This window comes from Streptococcus pseudopneumoniae (assembly GCF_001068775.1).
GTDB classification, from domain to species: Bacteria; Bacillota; Bacilli; order Lactobacillales; family Streptococcaceae; genus Streptococcus; species Streptococcus pseudopneumoniae_N.
Genome location: NZ_JWAJ01000110.1, coordinates 1 through 19,461 on the forward strand (window position 1 = coordinate 1; position 19,461 = coordinate 19,461).

Below are 19,461 nucleotides of genomic sequence, written 5' to 3' on the forward strand. Positions count from 1 at the left end.
ATGTTTTCCTTTTTTAATCATACGCCAGTTCTTCTGCTCTGCATTTTTACGATTAAAATACATTCTTATCTCCTATTTATTTTTTATTAGAGTCGCATGTGTTTTACATACGTTGCTATTATAAAATATGGTATCAACATAGTCAAGTCTTTTGCTCCTTTTAGAAAAAAAAAAAACATTTGATGCAAATCATTTCCAAATTTTCGATTTTTTTAGTAAAATTATTATAAAAATTGATAATTTATAAACGAATTTTAAAAATTTTTTCCGAAAACATGCTATAATAGAAAAAAGCCCTGATAATTTTTTTATCTTTTTTTGTTTATAATACATTATATTTTCAAGGAGTATTTTCTATGAGAGAACTATTATCTCACAAAGAACAGAGACAATTAAAAATTCTAGAATACTTATTTGAGAACCAAGAATGGATTCATATTGACACCTTGGCCGATATTCTAGATTTGAATGGACGCATCATCAAAAGCGATATTAAAGAAATGCGCGAGCAACTTTCTTGTTTTGATATTCTATCATCAACCGCTGGTATCAGACTGACGAACGAACATAATTTTGGTATTGAGCGAATTTATAGACACGTTTTGCAAGAGTCTGTTAATTTTCAGGTACTCAGAGCTTTCTTCCTATTAGAAGAACCATTTACTTTCAAGCACCTAGTTCAAACGCTTGACATTTCTCTTCCCTCACTTCGTAAGAAGGTTGCTGAAATCAATAATATTCTGCAGCCAAAATATAAATTCAAGCTCAAGGTGACGCCTATTTCAATTATTGGAGACGAAAGAGACATTCGCTTCTTTTTTGCCCAGTATTTCCATGAAGCCTATGGTTTCTTCAAATGGCCATTTGATCTGTCTTCTGAAGATGTAGAGGAACTTGTGACTTTTCTTGCCAAGGTAACAGGCTATCCCATCACCTACCAAAATATGTTTCAGCTGAAGATACAAATTGCAGTCAATCTCCATCGAGCAAAGATTTTACCGAGACCTAAAGGGGAAATCGAGTTTGACTCTCTTTGCCCTATTTTTAGTCAACTTTCAAACTTCCAGCAGGAATTGCAATCTCTTGGTGAGCGTCTTGGAATCACACTCGATTTTACAACTATTGACCAAATTTTCAGCTCCTATACTCAAGAGGGGATTTTCTTCACGGTCGAGGATTTCCTAGAGGCGCGGAAAGACAATGAGAAAGTCGATCACTCCTATCACTCAGCTCGAGATGTCCTAGACAATCTTACCCGACAGTTTGATGTCCACTTTTCAAATACCGATCAATTGATTTGGCACTTGCATAACACTGCATTTCTAGAACGTCAAGAAATCAACTCAGAATCTATCATTTCTCATAACAAATCTTATGCACTGAATAAGATTAAAAAGTTCTTCCCAGATTTTTACGAAGCAGCTAGTTTTGAAATGATGCGCTATAAGTCTAGCTTGGGACAAAAGGAGCAGCTTCACGCTGTAATCCATCTAGTCTATACTCTTTTAACCCACGCAACTGATCTAATGGAACAACTCCTAAAGCACCAAACCAAGGTTCGTGTTCTTGTTTTGAGTGAGTTTGACTTTGCCCATCCTCAGGCTTTGATTTCACTCTATCAATTTTACACCTCTAGAAACATCCACTTTGAAACATGGGATAAAGCGACACTAAATGTCAATGAAATCATGGAAGCGGGTTACGATGCCATCATTACCAACTTTGATATTGAAGGATTAGTTCATCCGAAACTTATGAACGTCGGTCGCATGGCTAATCTACAAGTCGTCAATGAACTCAATACTCTTTCCATTAGTAAACTTTAAAAAAGCCTCTGTTTTATAACCAAGTAAGCAGACTAAAACATATACAAACGCATAATGTCAGTTATCTTAAAAACTTGATATTATGCGTTTTTATACTCTTCGAAAATCTCTTCAAACCGCGTCAACGTCCATCTGCAACCTCAAAGCAGTGCTTTGAGCTGACTTTATCAGTTTTATCCACAACCTCAAAACAGTGTTTTGAGCAACCTGCGGCTAATTTCCTAGTTTGCTCTTTGATTTTCATTGAGTATTACTTTCAACAATGGATTCGCACTTGTCGATAAATTTTTGCTCATTTACAATAATTTTGTTGTATGATAGATTAAATATAAAACACTATAATAGATTGAAATAAGGTATGAACAATTCGATTAGGAAAGTCAAACTAATTTCTAGAAATATTTTTAGCAGTCGTTATGTACTATTCTAGATTCAATCTATTATGCATTGTGAATTCTAAAAAATTGCTAGAAATTGACTTAAGTTCTCTAGTAAATTTGTTGAGATTTTATTTCATTTAACAATGAGTCTGGGACAAAAGTCCTAGCCTCTCAATTGTCTTTGGATTGTCGAGCAAGACGCAGTGGTTGAGTGGACTCTACTACGCTGATTTCATCAGCTTTTACAGCCCTACTCAACTGTGCGGAGGTGGGATGACGAAATCGAATTCTAACGAATTACCGATTTCTGTCCCACTCTCTAAAAACTTTTTCCTTGCTTTGCTAGAATATAGTAAGATCTACTGATGAGCTGGTCAATGTCAATGTTTTTACTCAGGCTAGGATATTTCTTCAGTAGACTATCAACAAAAAGGGGATTTGATTTTAATGGAGGATGATTTTTCACATAGTCTGATTTCTCATCTATAAAATTCAAGAAAACGATTGCATAAACTGTTACTCCGTGCTATACTAAGATAGAAATAAATGATAGGAGAGTGTCTATGAAAAACACGTCATCTCAACCAGATAAAAAAATGATTTACAGCATCCGTTCTCTGAAAAACGGAACTGGCTCTGTCCTTATTGGAGCAAGCTTTATCCTCCTTGCCCTAACAGCACCTTCTGTATCTGCAGCTGAAACTAGTCCTGGCACGCAAGAAAATGTAAGCGCTATTAGCGCAAACCCAGCTACTACAGAAACCAGCCAAGCTGAGGAAAAAACGCCTATTTTGGACCACAAAGATGCAAACGCTTCCCTAGAGTCTAAAACATCTGAACCAGTAGCAGTTTCTGAAACAACTACAACTGAAGCTACTCCAAGCCTTCCAAACAATAAAGACGATAAAACAGAAGTATCAAGTCTAGCCGCTGAGAAAGCTTCGCCAGCAGACACTGTATCTGAAACCCCAATCGCAGACAACTACTTCCGTATCCATGTCAAAAAACTTCCTCAAGAAAACCAAGATTCGCAAGGTCTTTGGACTTGGGATGATGTTGAAAAACCATCTGAGAACTGGCCAAATGGCGCCCAGTCTTTCAAGGATGCCAAGAAAGACGACTACGGCTACTACCTAGATGTCAAACTAAAAAATGAGCAAGCCAAGAAAATCAGCTTCCTCATTAACAACACCAAAGGGGACAACCTTACTGGAGATCGTTCAGTAGAGCGCCTCTCTCCAAAGATGAATGAAGCTTGGCTAGATGAGGACTACAAAGTCCACAACTACCAACCTCAGCCAGCGGGAACGATCCGCGTCAACTATTTCCGCACCGATGGCAACTATGACAAGAAATCCCTCTGGTACTGGGGAGATGTGAAGACTCCAAGCAATGGTGAATGGCCTGACGGTACAGACTTTACTGCAAGTGGAAAACACGGACGCTACATCGATATTCCGCTCAATGAAGCCGCAAGAGAATTTGGATTTTTACTATTAGATGAGAGCAAGAAAGGCGATGATGTGAAAATCAGAAAAGAAGATTATAAATTTACTGACCTGAAAAACCATAGTCAAATCTTCCTTAAGGATGATGACGAAACCATCTACACCAACCCTTACTATGTACACGATATCCGTATGACTGGTGCCCAACATGTAGCTAAATCTCGTATTGAAAGCAGTTTTTCTACCCTAGTTGGGGCTAAAAAAGAAGACATCCTTAAACATTCCAACATCACTGACCACCAAGGAAATAAAGTGACAATCACAGATGTTACAGTTGATGAAGCAGGTAAGAAAGTAACCTACATCGGTGATTTTTCTGACACTCAAAACCCTTACACCGTTGCCTATGATTCAGACCGTTTTACAACTCGTTCAAGCTGGCGTCTCAAAGACGAGACTTACAGTTACGACGGTCCACTCGGTGCAAATCTTAAAGAAGATGGCAAACTTGTTGATCTGACTCTTTGGTCTCCAAGTGCCGATAAGGTTTCAGTTGTCGTCTACGATAAGAAAGATCCTGAAAAAGTAGTCGGAACCGTCGCCCTTGAAAAAGGAGAAAAAGGAACCTGGAAACAAACTCTGAATGAAAACTCTGGTCTTGGCATCAGCAACTATACTGGCTACTACTACCAATATCAAATCGAGCGCCAAGGCAAGACTGTTCTCGCACTAGATCCTTATGCTAAATCTCTGGCAGCTTGGAACAGCGATCTAGCAAAAACAGATGCTGCCCATAAAGTTGCTAAAGCTGCTTTTGTAGACCCAGCAAAACTAGGGCCGCAAGACTTGACCTATGGTAAGATTCGCAATTTCAAATCTCGCGAAGATGCTGTTATCTACGAGGCTCACGTTCGTGACTTCACTTCAGATCCTGCCATCGCAAAAGATTTGACTAAGCCATTTGGTACTTTTGAAGCCTTTATCGAAAAACTAGACTACCTCAAAGACTTGGGCGTGACCCATATCCAGCTCCTTCCAGTCTTGTCATACTACTTTGTCAATGAATTGAAGAACCAAGAACGCTTGTCCGCCTATGCTTCAAGCGATAGCAACTACAACTGGGGTTATGACCCTCAAAACTACTTCTCATTGACTGGTATGTACTCAAGCAATCCTAAGGATCCAGAAAAACGTATCGCAGAATTTAAGAACCTTGTCAACGAAATCCATAAACGTGGCATGGGTGCTATCTTAGACGTAGTTTACAACCATACTGCCAATGTCGATATCTTTGAAGATCTTGAGCCAAACTACTACCACTTCATGGATGCAGACGGGACACCTCGTACTAGCTTTGGTGGTGGTCGTCTAGGAACAACCCACTACATGTCTAAACGCGTCATGGTAGATTCTATCAAGTATCTGGTTGACACCTACAAAGTGGATGGTTTCCGTTTCGATATGATGGGAGATCATGATGCAGCTTCTGTCGAAGAAGCTTACAAGGCTGCACGCGCCCTCAATCCAAATCTCATCATGCTTGGTGAAGGTTGGAGAACCTATTCTGGTGATGAAAATACGCCTACTAGACCTGCTGATCAGGATTGGATGAAACACACAGATACTGTTGCTGTCTTTTCAGACGACATCCGTAACAACCTCAAGTCAGGTTATCCAAATGAAGGTCAACCTGCCTTTATCACAGGTGGCAAGCGTGATATCAATACCATCTTCAAAAATCTCATTGCTCAACCAACCAACTTTGAAGCAGACAGTCCTGGAGATGTTATCCAGTATATCGCAGCCCATGATAACTTGACCCTCTTTGATATCATTGCCCAGTCTATCAAAAAAGACCCAAGCAAGGCTGAGAACTATGCTGAAATTCATCGTCGTTTACGACTTGGAAACCTCATGGTCTTGACAGCTCAAGGAACTCCGTTTATCCACTCTGGGCAGGAATATGGACGTACCAAACAATTCCGTGACCCTGCTTACAAGACACCAGTTTCAGAGGATAAGGTACCAAATAAATCTCACTTACTTCGTGACAAGGATGGTAATCCATTTGACTATCCTTACTTCATCCATGACTCTTACGACTCAAGTGATGCTGTCAACAAGTTTGATTGGACCAAGGCAACTGATGGTAAAGCTTTCCCTGAAAATGTCAAGAGCCGTAACTACATGAAAGGTTTGATTGCTCTGCGTCAATCAACAGATGCCTTCCGACTCAAGAGTCTTGAAGATATCAAGGAACGTGTCCGCCTCATTACTGTCCCAGGACAAAATGGTGTGGAAAAAGAGGACGTAGTGATTGGCTACCAAATCACTGCTCCAAATGGAGATATCTACGCAGTCTTTGTCAATGCGGACGAAAAAGCTCGCGAATTCACTCTAGGATCTGAATTTGCCCACTTGAGAAATGCCCAAGTTCTTGCAGATGAAAACCAAGCTGGAACATTGGCCATTGCCAAGCCTCAAGGACTGGCATGGACAGAAAATGGTTTGAAATTGAACGCTCTTACGGCTACTGTTTTGCGCATCACTAAAGAGTCTCCAGCACTTCCTTCAACCCAAGAAAAACCAGAAGTGCAACCAAGCACACCTAAAACAAATACAGACAAGCCAGAAGCTAAAGGGCAAACTCTAGCTAACAAAACTGACGCAACTAACTCTCAAAATCTAGCTAACCAGTCTGACTCAACTAACGCTCAAACTTTAGCTAGCAAAACTGACTCAACTAACGCTCAAACTCTAGCTAACCAGTCTGACTCAACTAACGCTCAAACTTTAGCTAGCAAAACTGACGCAACTAACTCTCAAACTCTAGCTAACAAAACTGACGCAACTCAATCTGGAACTGACTCACCAGCACAAAAAGTCCTTCCAAACACAGGAACTGAAAACAAATCACCTCTTGCTCTTGTTGGATTCAGCATTCTGTCCCTTCTTGGACTTGGAAGTTTCCTAAAGTCAAGAAAGGAACAATAAACCAAGGTTTCTATAAATCTAGCAACTGGATAGAAAGACATGTAAAAAGAGGCTGGGATAAAAGTCTTTAAAATCAGAAAAACGCATATTATCAGATGTTTAAAAAAACTTGATAATATGCGTTTTATAGTAGATTGAACTTAGAATAGTACGCTACGAATTCTAAAACATTTTTAAAAATTATTTTGACTTTCCTAATCGATTTGTTCATATCTTATTTCAATCCACTATATTGTGGAAAGATTTATACTCAATATTCTACTAAAATTATGTTTGTGTCTCGCCTCTTCAGATTTTAAAAAAGGTTCATTTTGATCAAGTTGCTTCAATCTCTTTCTTTTACTAGAGAAAATAAAAAACTCTTAAAAATAGCATTATGTCAGCATTTCTAAGAGTTTTTACTATATAGTATCCAACCTCTATAAGGGCAATTTTTTTATTACTGATAGGGTATGTCTACGTTCCGCCTCTTTCTAGAAGCTCTTATTTCTCTATCCTTGCTTCTGCATCTGCCACTACTTGGGCAAGACTGGTTTGACCCAACTCCTGCTCCATAGCTAGCTGAATCTTTTGTAATTTCTCATCTAAAACTCCATGGATATTTGCACCAACTGGGCAGGCTGGATTGGGATTATCATGAAAACTAAAGAGTTGTCCAGTCTTTCCAAGGCATTCAACTGCTTGGTAAACATCTAATAAGCTGATGTCCTCTAGGTCTTTGATAATCTCTGCTCCACCAGTTCCACGCGCAACTGAGATCAACTCAGCTTTTTTCAGTTGAGATAAGGTCTTACGGATAATGACAGGATTGACTCCAACACTACTAGCTAGAAAATCACTAGTCACCTTGCTTTCTTTCCCTTTTAGGGCAATAATAATCAACATGTGAGTCGCAATGGTAAATCGACTTGAAATTTGCATCTTCTCCTCCTTTTTAAGTAGACTAACTCGTTCTTTTTCTTATATTTATTATATCTCTTGTAGTTGTAATGTCAAGAGTTACCACTAAGCCAGTCATCCAACTCAGCATCATGTCCTTGTTCTTGAGCAATTTCATGAAGTAAGTCTTGATTATGGGTATGGTGAATCCCATTAACCAAGCTTTCATAATAAACTTGGTAGTAGGGTAAATTTAAGTCTTTGGCTAGCTGTAATTCTGCCTCAATATCATAATCGACACGACGAAAATCAGCATCTTTTAAACCTTTTTCGTCAAATTCTAAGATCATGTATTGGGCCCGCAAGTCCTTGCGTAAATTCCCAGATAAAAAGAAGGGTTGCCCAATCGAACCTGGATTCAGGATAAGCTGACCACCACTACCATAGCGAAGAAACTGCTGATGGATATGACCATAAATGGCAATATCGCATTCTGGATTGGTGACAAGACGATCAAAATCCTCTTGCTTTCCCATATGAATCAATTCTCGCCCCCAGTTTTTATCAGGCAAGTGATGACTAATCCCTAGCTTCAGATCTCCAAACTGGCGATGCACTTGCAAAGGATAATCCTGCAGTGCCTCAATCTCCTGGCTACTAATTTCTTCCATAATATACTGACACTGGCGCAAGAGGTAGCGATGGCTCGGTCTGCTTTCATCTAACTTGCGATGACAGGCTCGCCAAAGACTATCTTCCCAATTGCCCAGAACTCTAAGAGTAATGGGTAAAGTGTCCAATCTCTGGAGAATATTTTTTCGTCCTGTTCCAGGCATGAGGATATCTCCTAAGAGCCAATACTCATCAACCCCCGCCTTCTGAGCATCTGCCAGAACAGCCTCTAAGGCTGTTGTATTGCCATGTATATCTGATAATACTGCGACTTTTGTCATATCTTTTCCTCTTAGTTTTTCTATTTTTATTATAACAAACTCCAAGTCAAAGTCAAAAAGTATCTATATTCCTATCGTTTTTTACTTTACTTTTTTAGTGAAAAGGATTACAATGAAGATAATAAGAATGAGGAGGTTTTTGCTATGACACAACGTTATGAAAATATCATGGTAGCAGTTGACGGTTCTAAGGAAGCTGACTTGGCTTTCATCAAAGGGGTTCATTCAGCACTGCGTAACCAAGCAAAACTAACGATTGCCCATGTCATTGACACACGTGCTCTTCAAAGCATCTCAACATTTGATGCCGAAGTTTACGAAGAATTGCAAGTAGAGGCCAACGATTTGATGGCAGAATACGAAAAGCGTGCAAGAGATGCTGGTCTCACAGACATAAAAGTTGTTATTGAGATGGGTAACCCTAAAACTCTCTTAGCTAAAACAATTCCAGACAAAGAAAAGGTTGATTTGATTTTGGTTGGAGCAACAGGGCTCAATGCTTTCGAGCGCCTGCTAGTTGGTTCTTCATCAGAATATATCCTACGCCATACCAGCGTTGACCTTCTCGTCGTTAGAGATAAGGATAAAACTTTGTAATAAAAACAGAAATGAGGTTGGGATTTTTCTCCTAACCTCATTTTTTTATAAATTGTTGATGTCGTAGTTAGAGCTAGGAACTCAAAATATCATTCCAGGCTTCCTCTGCGATCGCCTATTTTTTATCTTCTCTTTCCTTGTGGCGTTCATAGGCCTTTATCTGGCGCTCAATTTCCTTTTTAATAGCAGGCTCTGGAGCGTATTTTTCTTCCCAGTCATCCGGTTTTAGGATCTTGTGGGTCACTGGGTCAAAATGAGCTTTTCCATCGGGAAACATTTTACCCATATTGGCTTGATGGACAATATCAAAAATCCTTTCTGGATCCACTCCCATCAAAACAAAGCTACCATAGGTGAAATACAAGGTATCAATTAAGGCATCTACTTGCCCTATCAAATCTTGTTGAGCAGGTGTCTTCTTGACTACTTTCTCTGCTGCTTGATCCAATGCTTGGTGTAACTGTCCAACTGCCCGTTCGAAGTCTTCTTCAGAAGAGCTAGCAGCTCGAACAAACTCGACCAGTTCTTCTATCTTAAATCCCGCTCTATGGGTGGCACCTTCTAAATCCCAAGCCTTTGGTTCTTCCTGAGTTCGTTCATCCATCATGTGGTGGAAGGTCTTGACCTTATTGAAATGATAGTCACGGCTGACAAAGACTTTCTCTGAAGCCAAAACACCAAAGTGTTCCAAGGCCTTGTGAATCCCATCTTGCTGGTTGCTGGTTGTGATATGCTTCGCCACTTCCTTGACACTGCTACTACCATTGCCCATAGCAACTGACATCCCAACACCCGCCAACATTTCTAGGTCATTATCCGAATCACCAAAGGCCATGACTTGATTGAGATCAAAACCATACTCTTTTCCGACTCGGCGAATGCCTTCTAACTTGGAATTTCCTTGGTTGATGACATCGGCTGCAAAAGGATTACTACGAGTTAATTTCAAGTCTTTAAAATCAGCTGCTGCTTTCTCAGATTCTTCTGGCGTCATTAGCATCAAAACTTGATAAATGGGCTGATTCATCAACTGAAGCAAGTCTTCTTCCTTCTGAGGAACAACCTTACTCACCATTCGATTAAAGGAATGACTAACTGTACGAGTCAACATAGAGGGGATAAAACGACTCACCCTTTGAGAAAAAGAACCTAGGCCAAAAGACATGATTTTCGAACCCAGCATGGCATCCTTGGTCCCTAGAGCAATCTCCTTGCCCTCTTTTTTGGCATAGGTGATCAACTGCCGTAAATGAGACTTGGAAAGAGGACTTGTAAACAAAACTCTGTCTTTATTAAAGATATATTGGCCGTTATAGGTTATGGCAAAATCCAGATCTAAATCTTCCATTAAATCCTTAACAAAAAAAGGTCCTCGCCCTGTCGCTACTCCAACAAGCACCCCCTGTTCCTTCACAATCTTAATCGCGTCCTTAGTGGATTTCAAAACACTCTTGCGATCGTTGACCAGTGTTCCATCGATATCAAAAAAAACAGCTTTGACTTCCATCCTACCTCATTCTCCCCTTTTGTGATACAATGATTATACCACATTTCAGAAAGAGTGAGTAAATCATGCCTAAGAAAATCCTTGTTTTACATACGGGTGGTACTATTTCCATGCAAGCCGATGACTCTGGCGCTGTTGTAACTAGCCAAGAAAACCCTATGAATCATGTATCCAATCCACTTGAAGGAGTTGAAGTCCACGCCCTCGACTTTTTTAATCTGCCAAGTCCCCATATTAAACCCAAGCATATGCTGGCCCTCTATCAAAAAATCAAAGAGGAGTCTGATCATTATGACGGTTTCGTAGTTACACATGGGACAGATACCTTGGAGGAAACTGCCTATTTCCTCGATACCATGGAGGTTCCTCACAAACCGATCGTACTAACAGGGGCCATGCGTAGTTCCAACGAACTCGGAAGCGATGGTGTCTACAATTATCTCAGTGCCCTACGCGTAGCGAGTGACGATAAGGCTGCTGATAAGGGTGTCTTGGTCGTGATGAATGATGAAATCCACGCTGCTAAGTATGTGACCAAGACGCATACGACAAATGTTAGTACCTTTCAAACGCCGACCCACGGCCCTCTTGGGCTCATCATGAAACACGAGATTCTCTACTTCAAAACAGCTGAACCCCGTGTTCGTTTTGACCTTGATAGGATCCATGGCTTGGTTCCAATTATTCCAGTCTATGCTGGCATGACAGAAGAACTCCTTGATTTGCTTCCTGTTGACCAGCTAGATGGTCTTATTATCCAGGCCTTTGGTGCTGGAAATGTCCCCAAGGAAACATCACAAAAATTGAACGCCCTTATTCAAGAAGGACTCCCAATCGCCTTGGTTTCTCGTTGTTTTAACGGGATTGCTGAACCTGTTTATGCCTATGAAGGCGGTGGCGTTTGTCTACAAAAGGCTGGTGTCTTCTTTGTCAAAGAGCTCAATGCTCAAAAGGCTCGTCTCAAACTCCTCATTGCTATTAATGCTGGCCTTACAGGAGAGGAATTACGAGCCTATATGGAAGGATAATACTCTTCGAAAATCAAATTCAAACCTCGTCAACGTCGCCTTGCCGTACTCAAGTACAGCCTGCGGCTAGTTTCCTAGTTTGCTCTTTGATTTTCATTGAGTATAAAAAAGTCGGTGAGATATAAATTACTAGATCAAATCTTGTTTTCTAGTCACCCCCGCAAGCCTTCTACCATCAACTTGATACTTGAACCATTGACCAAAAAGTTTTTACTACTAAAAAGCGAGGTCGGGATTTTTATCCCGACCTCTTCTTGTTAATCTTTACGAGTTGAATGACGTTCTACCAAACCATGTGGCAAAAGAACTTCACGCTCTTCTAACTCTTCCTTATGCATAATCTTCGTCAACATACGCATACTAATAGCACCAAGGTCATACAAAGGTTGCGCAATGGTGGTTAGGTTTGGACGAGTATAGCGCGCGATTTGTGAATCATCACTGGTGATAATTTCAAAGTTTTCCGGTACAGAAACTCCCTTGTCAGCAAGTCCGTTCAAAACACCTGCCGCTAATTCGTCACCTGTTACAATCGCTGCTGTTGCTTTAGAAGAAATCAAGCGTTCTGCCAAGGCATAACCATCATCATAACGGTATTTTGATTCAAAAACAAGACCTTCACTGTAGTTAATTCCCGCTTCTTTCAAAGCATCTTTGTAACCAGCTAAGCGAATCTTGCCATTAATATCATCCACTAACGGTCCACTAACGAAGGCAATTTTTTTATTTCGTTTCAAGAGATGGCGGACTGCATCAACAGTAGCATGTTTATAGTCAATATTGACACTTGGAAGTTGGTGTTCTACGTCCACTGTTCCTGCAAGAACCACAGGTGTGCGTGAGCGTGAAAATTCTGAGCGAATCTTCTCAGTTAAATGATAACCCATGAAGATAACGCCATCCACCTGTTTAGAAAAGAGAGTATTGACCACAGATACTTCCTTTTCATCATCCTCATCACTATTGGCAAGGACGATGTTGTATTTGTACATCTCCGCGATATCATCAATCCCTTTAGCAAGGGCAGAGAAATAAGTATTTGTGATATCTGGAATGACGACTCCAACTGTTGTCGTTTTCTTGCTTGCTAGACCACGTGCTACTGCATTAGGACGATAATCTAGACGTTCAATAACCTCTAGGACTTTTTTACGGGTGTTTTCTTTGACGTTCTTATTGCCATTGACAACACGGCTGACAGTCGCCATTGACACTCCCGCTTCTCGGGCAACGTCATAAATTGTTACTGTATCATCTGTGTTCATTCCGTTTCCTTTCTACTTTGAAAATTTTGTTTTCATGATTCCACTGCTTCCATTTTACCACTAATTGTAAGCATTTTCAAGCATTTGATGAAGATTCGTTGAAAAAATTTCAAAATCATTCTCATCTTTTTAAAGGTAGTTGACTTTTCTTGATTTTTCTAGCAGTTTGCAGTATGATAATAAGAAAATCAATCAGGAGATAGGGATGGCTTTTACAGATTCTCATAGACGATGTGCCAGTTTCGGTGTAGTGACCAATTTACCTGACGATGTTATCGATTCAATCTGGTATATAATCGATCATTTTTTAAAGCATGTTTTTGAGCTAGAAGATGAGCTCGAATTTCGACTTTTGAACAATGATGGTTCCATCACCTTCCGTTTTTCAAGTCAACACCTTTCGACTACGATTGACTTTGATTTTAATCACCCCTTTGATCCACTCTACCCACCAAAAGTTCTGGTGCTAGATATGGATGGCAAGGAAACTATTCTCCTCCCTGAAGAAAATGACCTATTTTAAAAACTCTAGTCTCCTCTGTAAATACTTAGGAAACTAGAGTTTTCTTATTTTTTCAATTCTTGATACAAGTGACGAATTGGTTGTTTCAGTATTGGATGGATGAAATGCGGAGCTATTTCTTGGAGTGATTCTAGGACAAAGAGGCGTTCAGCAATATAAGGATGAGGCAAGATGAGATCGTCTGTATAGATGATCTGGTCCTCTACAAAAAGCAAATCCAGGTCAATCAAGCGAGGTCCCCAATGAACCTCTCTAACCCGTCCCATCTCTGATTCAATCTCTAACAAGGTTTCTAACAAGATTGGAGCTGGCAACCAGGTTTCCACTTCAATGACTTGATTGGCAAAGCTATCCTGCTCCACACCACCCCAAGGCTCGGTCGTCAAGACACTAGACTCTTTGAGAATGTGGATGCCACGAGCTTGCATTTGGTCAATAGCTTGCTTGAGATTAGCCGCCTTATCCCCCATATTGCTTCCTAAAGCGATAAAGGCACGCTGTTTGCGACGGTGGATGGTTACTGAACAAGTATCCAGCGGTAGATGGATAGGTGCCCAAGGTTTTTTTAGTTCCAGCTCAATCTCTTGAACGAGAGGGTAGGTTTCAAAAGTACGCTCTACTAGTTTGTAGGCTACTGTTTCAATCAAGTCCTCAGTATTTTCCTGAAACCATGTCGTCCATTTCTGGCAAAGTTCTCCGTAATGTACAGAAGCAGTTAAATCCAAGTCTGTCGCAGCCTTGGTCATATCATAGGATAGGGTGGCTGAAACGACAAACTTCTGCCCCAGTTCCTTCTCACTAGGAAAAAGTCCATGAAAGGCGAAAATTTCTAGGTCTTTAATTCGCAGTTGATCCATAACTAGTCCTTTCTAGAAAAATCCGCTTAACGCGGATTTTTAAAGTCCCATGAGACGATAAGCTTGATCACGAAGATCCTTATCTGTCTCAAATAGACCACAAGCCACTGTTGTCAAGGTTGCAGTTCCTGGTTTTCGAACACCGCGCATACTCATACACATATGTTCTGCTTCAATGACAACGAAGGCTCCCTTGGCTCCCAAATACTCCATCAAGGCATCAGCCACTTCGATATTCAAACGCTCTTGAATCTGTGGCTTTTTAGAGTATACTTCCACCGTACGAGCTAACTTTGATAAGCCTGCTACACGCCCATCTGGTATATAGGCAATATGAGCTCGACCATAAAATGGTAAAAAGTGGTGTTCACACATGGTATGAAAAAAGATATCCTTTTCTACCACCATATTATCGTCGATAATCTCAAAGGATTTTGACAGGTGCTCTTCAGCAGTTTGCCCAAGACCTGAAAAAATCTCTTGGTACATACGAGCGACACGGGCTGGTGTTTCCTGCAAGCCTTCGCGATTTGCATCCTCACCAACTGCCTCGATAATCATTTTTACAGCTTCTTCAATCTTTTGTGTATCCATTCTAATTTTTCCTCTCCATTAGGTAGGTTCTCACTTGGGCTAAAAAGTATAAGGAGCCCGTGATAATCCTAACTGTCTTTTTCTCTTCATTTTCTGATAATTTTTTGTCTAGAAATTCCTGCCAACTTTGGTAGTTGAGATTTCTAGAATCAGCTATCTCTTTCAAGACTTTTTCATCCGTCGCCCGACTATCCTCAAAATGAGTTAGTGTAATCTTAGTATTGGACAAAGTTTCTAGCAAGTCCAACATATCCTCCAAGGCCTTGGTTTTGATACAAGTAAAGAGGATTCCCTTGTGATAATCAGCAAATCGTTCTTCCAAGGTAGCCAACAAGGCCTTGACAGCATGGGGATTGTGAGCCCCGTCTAAAATCATCAAAGGGCTTCTAGAAACAACTTCAAAGCGTCCAGGCCAGCTTGTTTCTTCCAAAGCTTGAGCCACTAAAGCATTATCTGGTAATTTTTGACCAGTCTCTTTGCAATAGCTATCTAACAAGGCCAGCGCCATCCCAGCATTCTCTACCTGGTGCAAACCAAGCAATCCTGTTTGGAAACGACCTTGTCTGACTGAGCTTGAATAATCAAAGATTTCGCCCGTCTCCACACTCTCATGATGGCTAACTTGATAATCTTCCCCATAAGCAAGCCTAGAAGCTTGTTTCGCTTTCGCAATCTGGTCGATAACCGACAAGGCTTCTGGAGAAATGCGACCTGTCACCAAGGGAATTCCTTGTTTGATAATACCAGCTTTCTGCTCTGCTATAGCTTCCAAGCTATCCCCTAAAAGCGCTACATGGTCTAATCCGATAGTCGTGATGCCAGTCAAGATAGGTTGACAGACATTGGTACTATCTAAAAGTCCACCCATGCCAACTTCCATGATGGCCACATCTACTTGCTCAGAAGCAAAATAGTCATAGGCTATGGTAGTGATAATTTCAAATTCTGTCGTTCCTTGTATGGCAAGAGCATGCTCCCCCTCAAGTAGTGAGCGATAGTCTACCATCAAGGCCTCTAATCTTGCTTCTGGGATAGATTCCTCATTAATGGCAATCTGATCGGTATAATGAATCAGATAGGGTGAGCTAAAGACACCAACTCTTAGTCCCATCTTTTCCAACATATTCTTCAAAAAAGCTATAGTAGAGCCCTTACCATTGGTTCCACCGATGTGGATAACCTTAAGCTTAAGATGGGGATTACCACGTAAAGCTAATAGTTCCACCATTCGTTCCAAGCCAAAATGCGGTTGGTCTGTCCGGTAGTTTGCTATCCACTGGTTCGTTTCGTTTTTAATCATGTTATTTATATTGTTTCAAATCTAAATTTTCCGCATGGTCTGCCAGACGGATGGCTGATGCAATTTCGATTGCCATCTTGTGACTGGTTACATCATGCACGCGCACCACTTCCACACCTTGTCTAGCAGCAATGCTGGTCACATGAGCCGAAGCAATATCACGATTGCGGAAGCCAGCTTCTGTATCTGGATTGACTTCAAAGCCATTTTCTTCGAGGATATTGATGACAAAGCGCTTGCGAGAGACTCCTAAAAAGATAGGATAGCCCATTTCGTGCAGTTTATCGATATCACGTAGGAGGATTAGATTTTCCTTTTTGGTCAAGCCAAAGCCAATACCTGGATCCAGCATGATGTTTTCTTTCGAAATCCCTGCTTTTTCCGCTCTTACTAGAGCACGATCAAAGAAGGCTGTCATCAATTCTTCTACTGGCAGTTGTTCAAAGTCTGCTAAGTCTTCCTTTGTAAAAGTCTCTCCAAATCCAAAATGAGGAAATATGAGTGAACTAGGGTGCTGAGGGCGTGCCATGACTGGATTAAACATGATGACTACCTGAGCTCCAGCCCTGGCAACCACCTCTGCCATCTTCTCATCACCCATGAGGCCTGTAATGTCATTGACTATATGGGCTCCAGCTTTTAGAGCTGCTTCTGCAACCTGACTCTTCCAAGTATCGACCGAAATCAGCACATCACTTTCTTGACGGATAGCCTGAATCACTGGAACCACACGTTGGATTTCCTCTTCAATCTCAACATAGCTACTTCCAGGTCGAGTGGATTCCCCACCGATATCTAAGATAGTGGCTCCTTCAGCTATCAATTTTCTAGCCTGCTTCAAGGCTTCCTCAACGGCAAAAAACTTCCCCCCATCTGAAAAAGAATCAGGGGTGACATTGATAATTCCACAAATAGATGTTTTTCTAAGATTCTCTCTTTTTATCACACTAGTCTCTCTATTTTCATTTAGATTGGTATCTCTCTATTTTACTGTTTTTTTTGGATTCTGTCCAATTATCTTTCAGTTCCTTAATATCATTAAGACTACAAAAGAGCGCAAAAAAAGGAGAAGCTGAGTTCTCCTTTTTTTATATTCTTATTTTTCAGTCAATGCTGCAAGTCCTGGAAGAACTTTTCCTTCAAGAAGCTCCATTGATGCTCCACCACCAGTAGAGATCCATGAGAACTTGTCTGCACGACCAAGGTTGATAGCTGCGGCAGCTGAGTCACCACCACCGATGATTGATTTAACGCCTGGTTGTTTAACGATAGCATCCATCACACCGATTGTACCAGCTTGGAAGTCAGGGTTTTCAAATACACCCATTGGTCCGTTCCACACAACTGTTTTAGCACCAGTCAAAGCTTCGTCAAATTTAGCGATAGATTTAGGACCGATATCCAAACCAAGGAATCCTGGGTCTACTGCTTCACCTTCAGTGTCTTTCACTTCAGTGTAGTCAGCAAATGCGTTCGCTTCTTTTGAGTCAACTGGCAAGATCAATTTGCCGTTTGCTTTTTCAAGAAGATCTTTTGCAACATCCAATTTATCTTCTTCTACAAGTGAGTTACCGATTTCGATACCTTGTGCTTTGTAGAATGTGTAAGTCATCCCACCACCGATAAGAACTTTATCAGCTTTTTCAAGCAAGTTTTCGATAACACCGATCTTGTCTGAAACTTTTGAACCACCAAGGATAGCCACGAATGGACGTTCTGGAGCTTCAACAGCTTCTTGGATGTAGGCAATTTCGTTTTCAAGAAGGAATCCAGCGACTGCTTTTTCAACGTTTGCTGAGATACCAACGTTAGATGCGTGTGCACGGTGAGCTGTACCGAATGCATCGTTTACGAAGATACCATCTCCAAGTGATGCCCAGTATTTACCAAGTTCAGGATCGTTTTTAGATTCTTTCTTACCGTCAACATCTTCAAAACGAGTGTTTTCAACCAAAAGAACTTGTCCATCTTCAAGAGCGTTGATAGCTGCTTCCAATTCAGCACCACGAGTTACACCTGGAAGGAATGTAACTTCTTGACCCAATTTAGCAGCCAAGTCAGCAGCTACAGGGGCAAGTGATTTACCAGCCTTGTCTGCTTCTTCTTTTACACGTCCAAGGTGAGAGAAAAGAATCGCACGTCCACCTTGTTCAAGGATGTACTTGATAGTTGGAAGAGCTGCAGTGATACGGTTGTCATTAGTAATCACGCCATCTTTTACAGGAACGTTGAAGTCAACACGAACGAGAACTTTTTTCCCTTTCAACTCAACGTCTTTAACAGTCAATTTTGCCATTTGGAAAGACTCCTTAATTTTTTTTACGTGTTAATTATATCACAAAATCAATAAAAGAGATAGCAAAACCTTAAACTTTTCCAGTTCTTTATTGCCCTTTATTTCTTATTGTTTTATAATAAAAAATAAGATAAGGAGTTCTAAATGATGAAAAATACTCTAACAGATAAGCAAAAAGAGGCAGATTCAGACCTCAATATCATTGCCATTTTGACAATTCTTTCGTTTATAGGATACATCCTTTTCCAAAAACAAATACTTGATTTCTCTCACCAAACAGAGTTTCCCGTCTGGACTCGTCTTCTTTTTCTCGCAACTCTCCAGTTTTGTGTTGCTGGATTGGGGACTAGCGTGGTAATGATTCGAAGAAAAGAAAGCTGGAAACAATATGGTTTGCTAGCTAAACACTTCCTCCCAACCCTCATTCAGACGGCTACTCTCTGTCTCCCCTTACTTCTTTTTCTCATCAGTAGAGGGCAGATTCATTCCTATATCCCCTTTCAATCCATCCTCTTAACCAGAGAAGTTCTGGCAAGTTCTTTTCCGACAAATATCTTGGGTTTCCTCCTTATTGGACTTATCTGGGGATTCTGGGAAGGTTTTAATTATGTTGTCATTGCAAACAAAATTAACTGTCGCTTTCCATCACATCAGACTTGTCTTGATTACGGAGCCTTGACTTGTGCTCTTATCTGTCTGATGATTCATGGGATGATTAGCTTTCATCTCCATGCCATTTTAGAGGCTTTGTCTGTTTTTATCTTGATTTATGGTATGCTCGTCATTCAAAAGAGAACAGGCAACGCTTGGGGTTGTATTTTTATCTTCCTATTCATTTGGAACGCATTTTAACCCCCAAACAAGATTTTCACTTCTTAAACTCAAAAAAAGATTTGACTCTATTATGAATCAAATCTTTCTTTTTATTTCTAAGAAGTTACATTAAGCAAAGTTATAGTCAATTGAAACAAGAACAAGACAAAAGAGCCTCGAAAAAAGTACTACAACTTGGCA

15 protein-coding genes are annotated in these 19,461 nt (G+C 40.6%); 6 read left to right on the top strand and 9 right to left on the bottom strand.

From position 1 onward, the window contains the following. The first annotated feature begins 356 nt into the window (after positions 1-356). A complete protein-coding gene (locus ADF68_RS06105; protein WP_049549050.1) occupies positions 357-1,826 on the top strand; it encodes a M protein trans-acting positive regulator PRD domain-containing protein in 1,470 nt (489 codons plus the stop codon). A 943-nt stretch (positions 1,827-2,769) separates the two neighbouring features. Continuing rightward, the gene (locus tag ADF68_RS06115) at positions 2,770-6,648 is read left to right on the top strand and encodes a pullulanase (protein ID WP_049549052.1); all 3,879 of its coding nucleotides are present in this window, start codon (positions 2,770-2,772) and stop codon (positions 6,646-6,648) included. Between the two features lie 483 nt (positions 6,649-7,131). Here the strand turns inward: ADF68_RS06115 and ADF68_RS06120 are convergent, their stop codons facing one another. Both ADF68_RS06120 and ADF68_RS06125 read right to left on the bottom strand, forming a co-directional pair. Further along, complete coding sequence (locus ADF68_RS06120) at positions 7,132-7,569, bottom strand: Rrf2 family transcriptional regulator (protein WP_049549053.1); 438 nt, start codon at positions 7,567-7,569, stop codon at positions 7,132-7,134. 71 nt (positions 7,570-7,640) lie between these two features. Beyond that, complete coding sequence (locus tag ADF68_RS06125; protein WP_049549054.1) at positions 7,641-8,480, bottom strand: metallophosphoesterase family protein; 840 nt, start codon at positions 8,478-8,480, stop codon at positions 7,641-7,643. A 144-nt stretch (positions 8,481-8,624) separates the two neighbouring features. Between ADF68_RS06125 and ADF68_RS06130 the strand changes: the two genes are divergently transcribed. Then, entirely contained in the window at positions 8,625-9,077 is a 453-nt protein-coding gene (locus ADF68_RS06130) for a universal stress protein (RefSeq protein WP_049504821.1), read from the top strand. A gap of 115 nt (positions 9,078-9,192) precedes the next feature. Here ADF68_RS06130 and ADF68_RS06135 read toward each other — a convergent pair whose 3' ends face one another. Further along, positions 9,193-10,584 carry a Cof-type HAD-IIB family hydrolase gene (locus tag ADF68_RS06135; RefSeq protein WP_049549055.1) on the bottom strand — a complete coding sequence of 464 codons (1,392 nt, stop codon included), beginning with the start codon at positions 10,582-10,584 and terminating at the stop codon, positions 9,193-9,195. A gap of 65 nt (positions 10,585-10,649) precedes the next feature. On the opposite strand from ADF68_RS06135, the gene ADF68_RS06140 reads away from it, so the two are divergent. Further along, positions 10,650-11,612 (top strand): asparaginase, encoded by a 963-nt coding sequence (locus ADF68_RS06140; protein ID WP_049549056.1) that lies wholly within the window; start codon positions 10,650-10,652, stop codon positions 11,610-11,612. A gap of 257 nt (positions 11,613-11,869) precedes the next feature. Here ADF68_RS06140 and ccpA read toward each other — a convergent pair whose 3' ends face one another. Continuing rightward, entirely contained in the window at positions 11,870-12,877 is a 1,008-nt protein-coding gene (gene ccpA, locus ADF68_RS06145; RefSeq protein WP_049549057.1) for a catabolite control protein A, read from the bottom strand. A gap of 205 nt (positions 12,878-13,082) precedes the next feature. Here ccpA and ADF68_RS06150 point away from each other — a divergent pair, with 205 nt between their 5' ends. After that, positions 13,083-13,400 carry a DUF960 domain-containing protein gene (locus ADF68_RS06150; RefSeq protein WP_049549058.1) on the top strand — a complete coding sequence of 106 codons (318 nt, stop codon included), beginning with the start codon at positions 13,083-13,085 and terminating at the stop codon, positions 13,398-13,400. 44 nt (positions 13,401-13,444) lie between these two features. On the opposite strand, the gene folK is transcribed toward ADF68_RS06150, so the two are convergent. The 5 genes from folK to ADF68_RS06175 all read right to left on the bottom strand — a co-directional run bounded on the left by folK (position 13,445) and on the right by ADF68_RS06175 (position 18,447). Then, positions 13,445-14,257 (bottom strand): 2-amino-4-hydroxy-6-hydroxymethyldihydropteridine diphosphokinase, encoded by an 813-nt coding sequence (folK, locus tag ADF68_RS06155; protein ID WP_049549059.1) that lies wholly within the window; start codon positions 14,255-14,257, stop codon positions 13,445-13,447. Between the two features lie 39 nt (positions 14,258-14,296). Beyond that, entirely contained in the window at positions 14,297-14,851 is a 555-nt protein-coding gene (gene folE, locus ADF68_RS06160; protein WP_049549060.1) for a GTP cyclohydrolase I FolE, read from the bottom strand. 1 nt (position 14,852) lies between these two features. Further along, positions 14,853-16,151 carry a bifunctional folylpolyglutamate synthase/dihydrofolate synthase gene (locus tag ADF68_RS06165; protein ID WP_049549061.1) on the bottom strand — a complete coding sequence of 433 codons (1,299 nt, stop codon included), beginning with the start codon at positions 16,149-16,151 and terminating at the stop codon, positions 14,853-14,855. A 1-nt stretch (position 16,152) separates the two neighbouring features. Then, entirely contained in the window at positions 16,153-17,097 is a 945-nt protein-coding gene (folP, locus tag ADF68_RS06170; RefSeq protein WP_049549062.1) for a dihydropteroate synthase, read from the bottom strand. A 150-nt stretch (positions 17,098-17,247) separates the two neighbouring features. Next, positions 17,248-18,447, bottom strand: a complete 1,200-nt coding sequence (locus ADF68_RS06175; protein WP_049549063.1) for a phosphoglycerate kinase — start codon at positions 18,445-18,447, stop codon at positions 17,248-17,250. Between the two features lie 144 nt (positions 18,448-18,591). On the opposite strand from ADF68_RS06175, the gene ADF68_RS06180 reads away from it, so the two are divergent. Beyond that, on the top strand, positions 18,592-19,299 hold the full coding sequence (locus tag ADF68_RS06180) for a hypothetical protein (protein ID WP_239665536.1): 708 nt from the start codon (positions 18,592-18,594) through the stop codon (positions 19,297-19,299). The last annotated feature ends 162 nt before the right edge of the window (positions 19,300-19,461 follow it).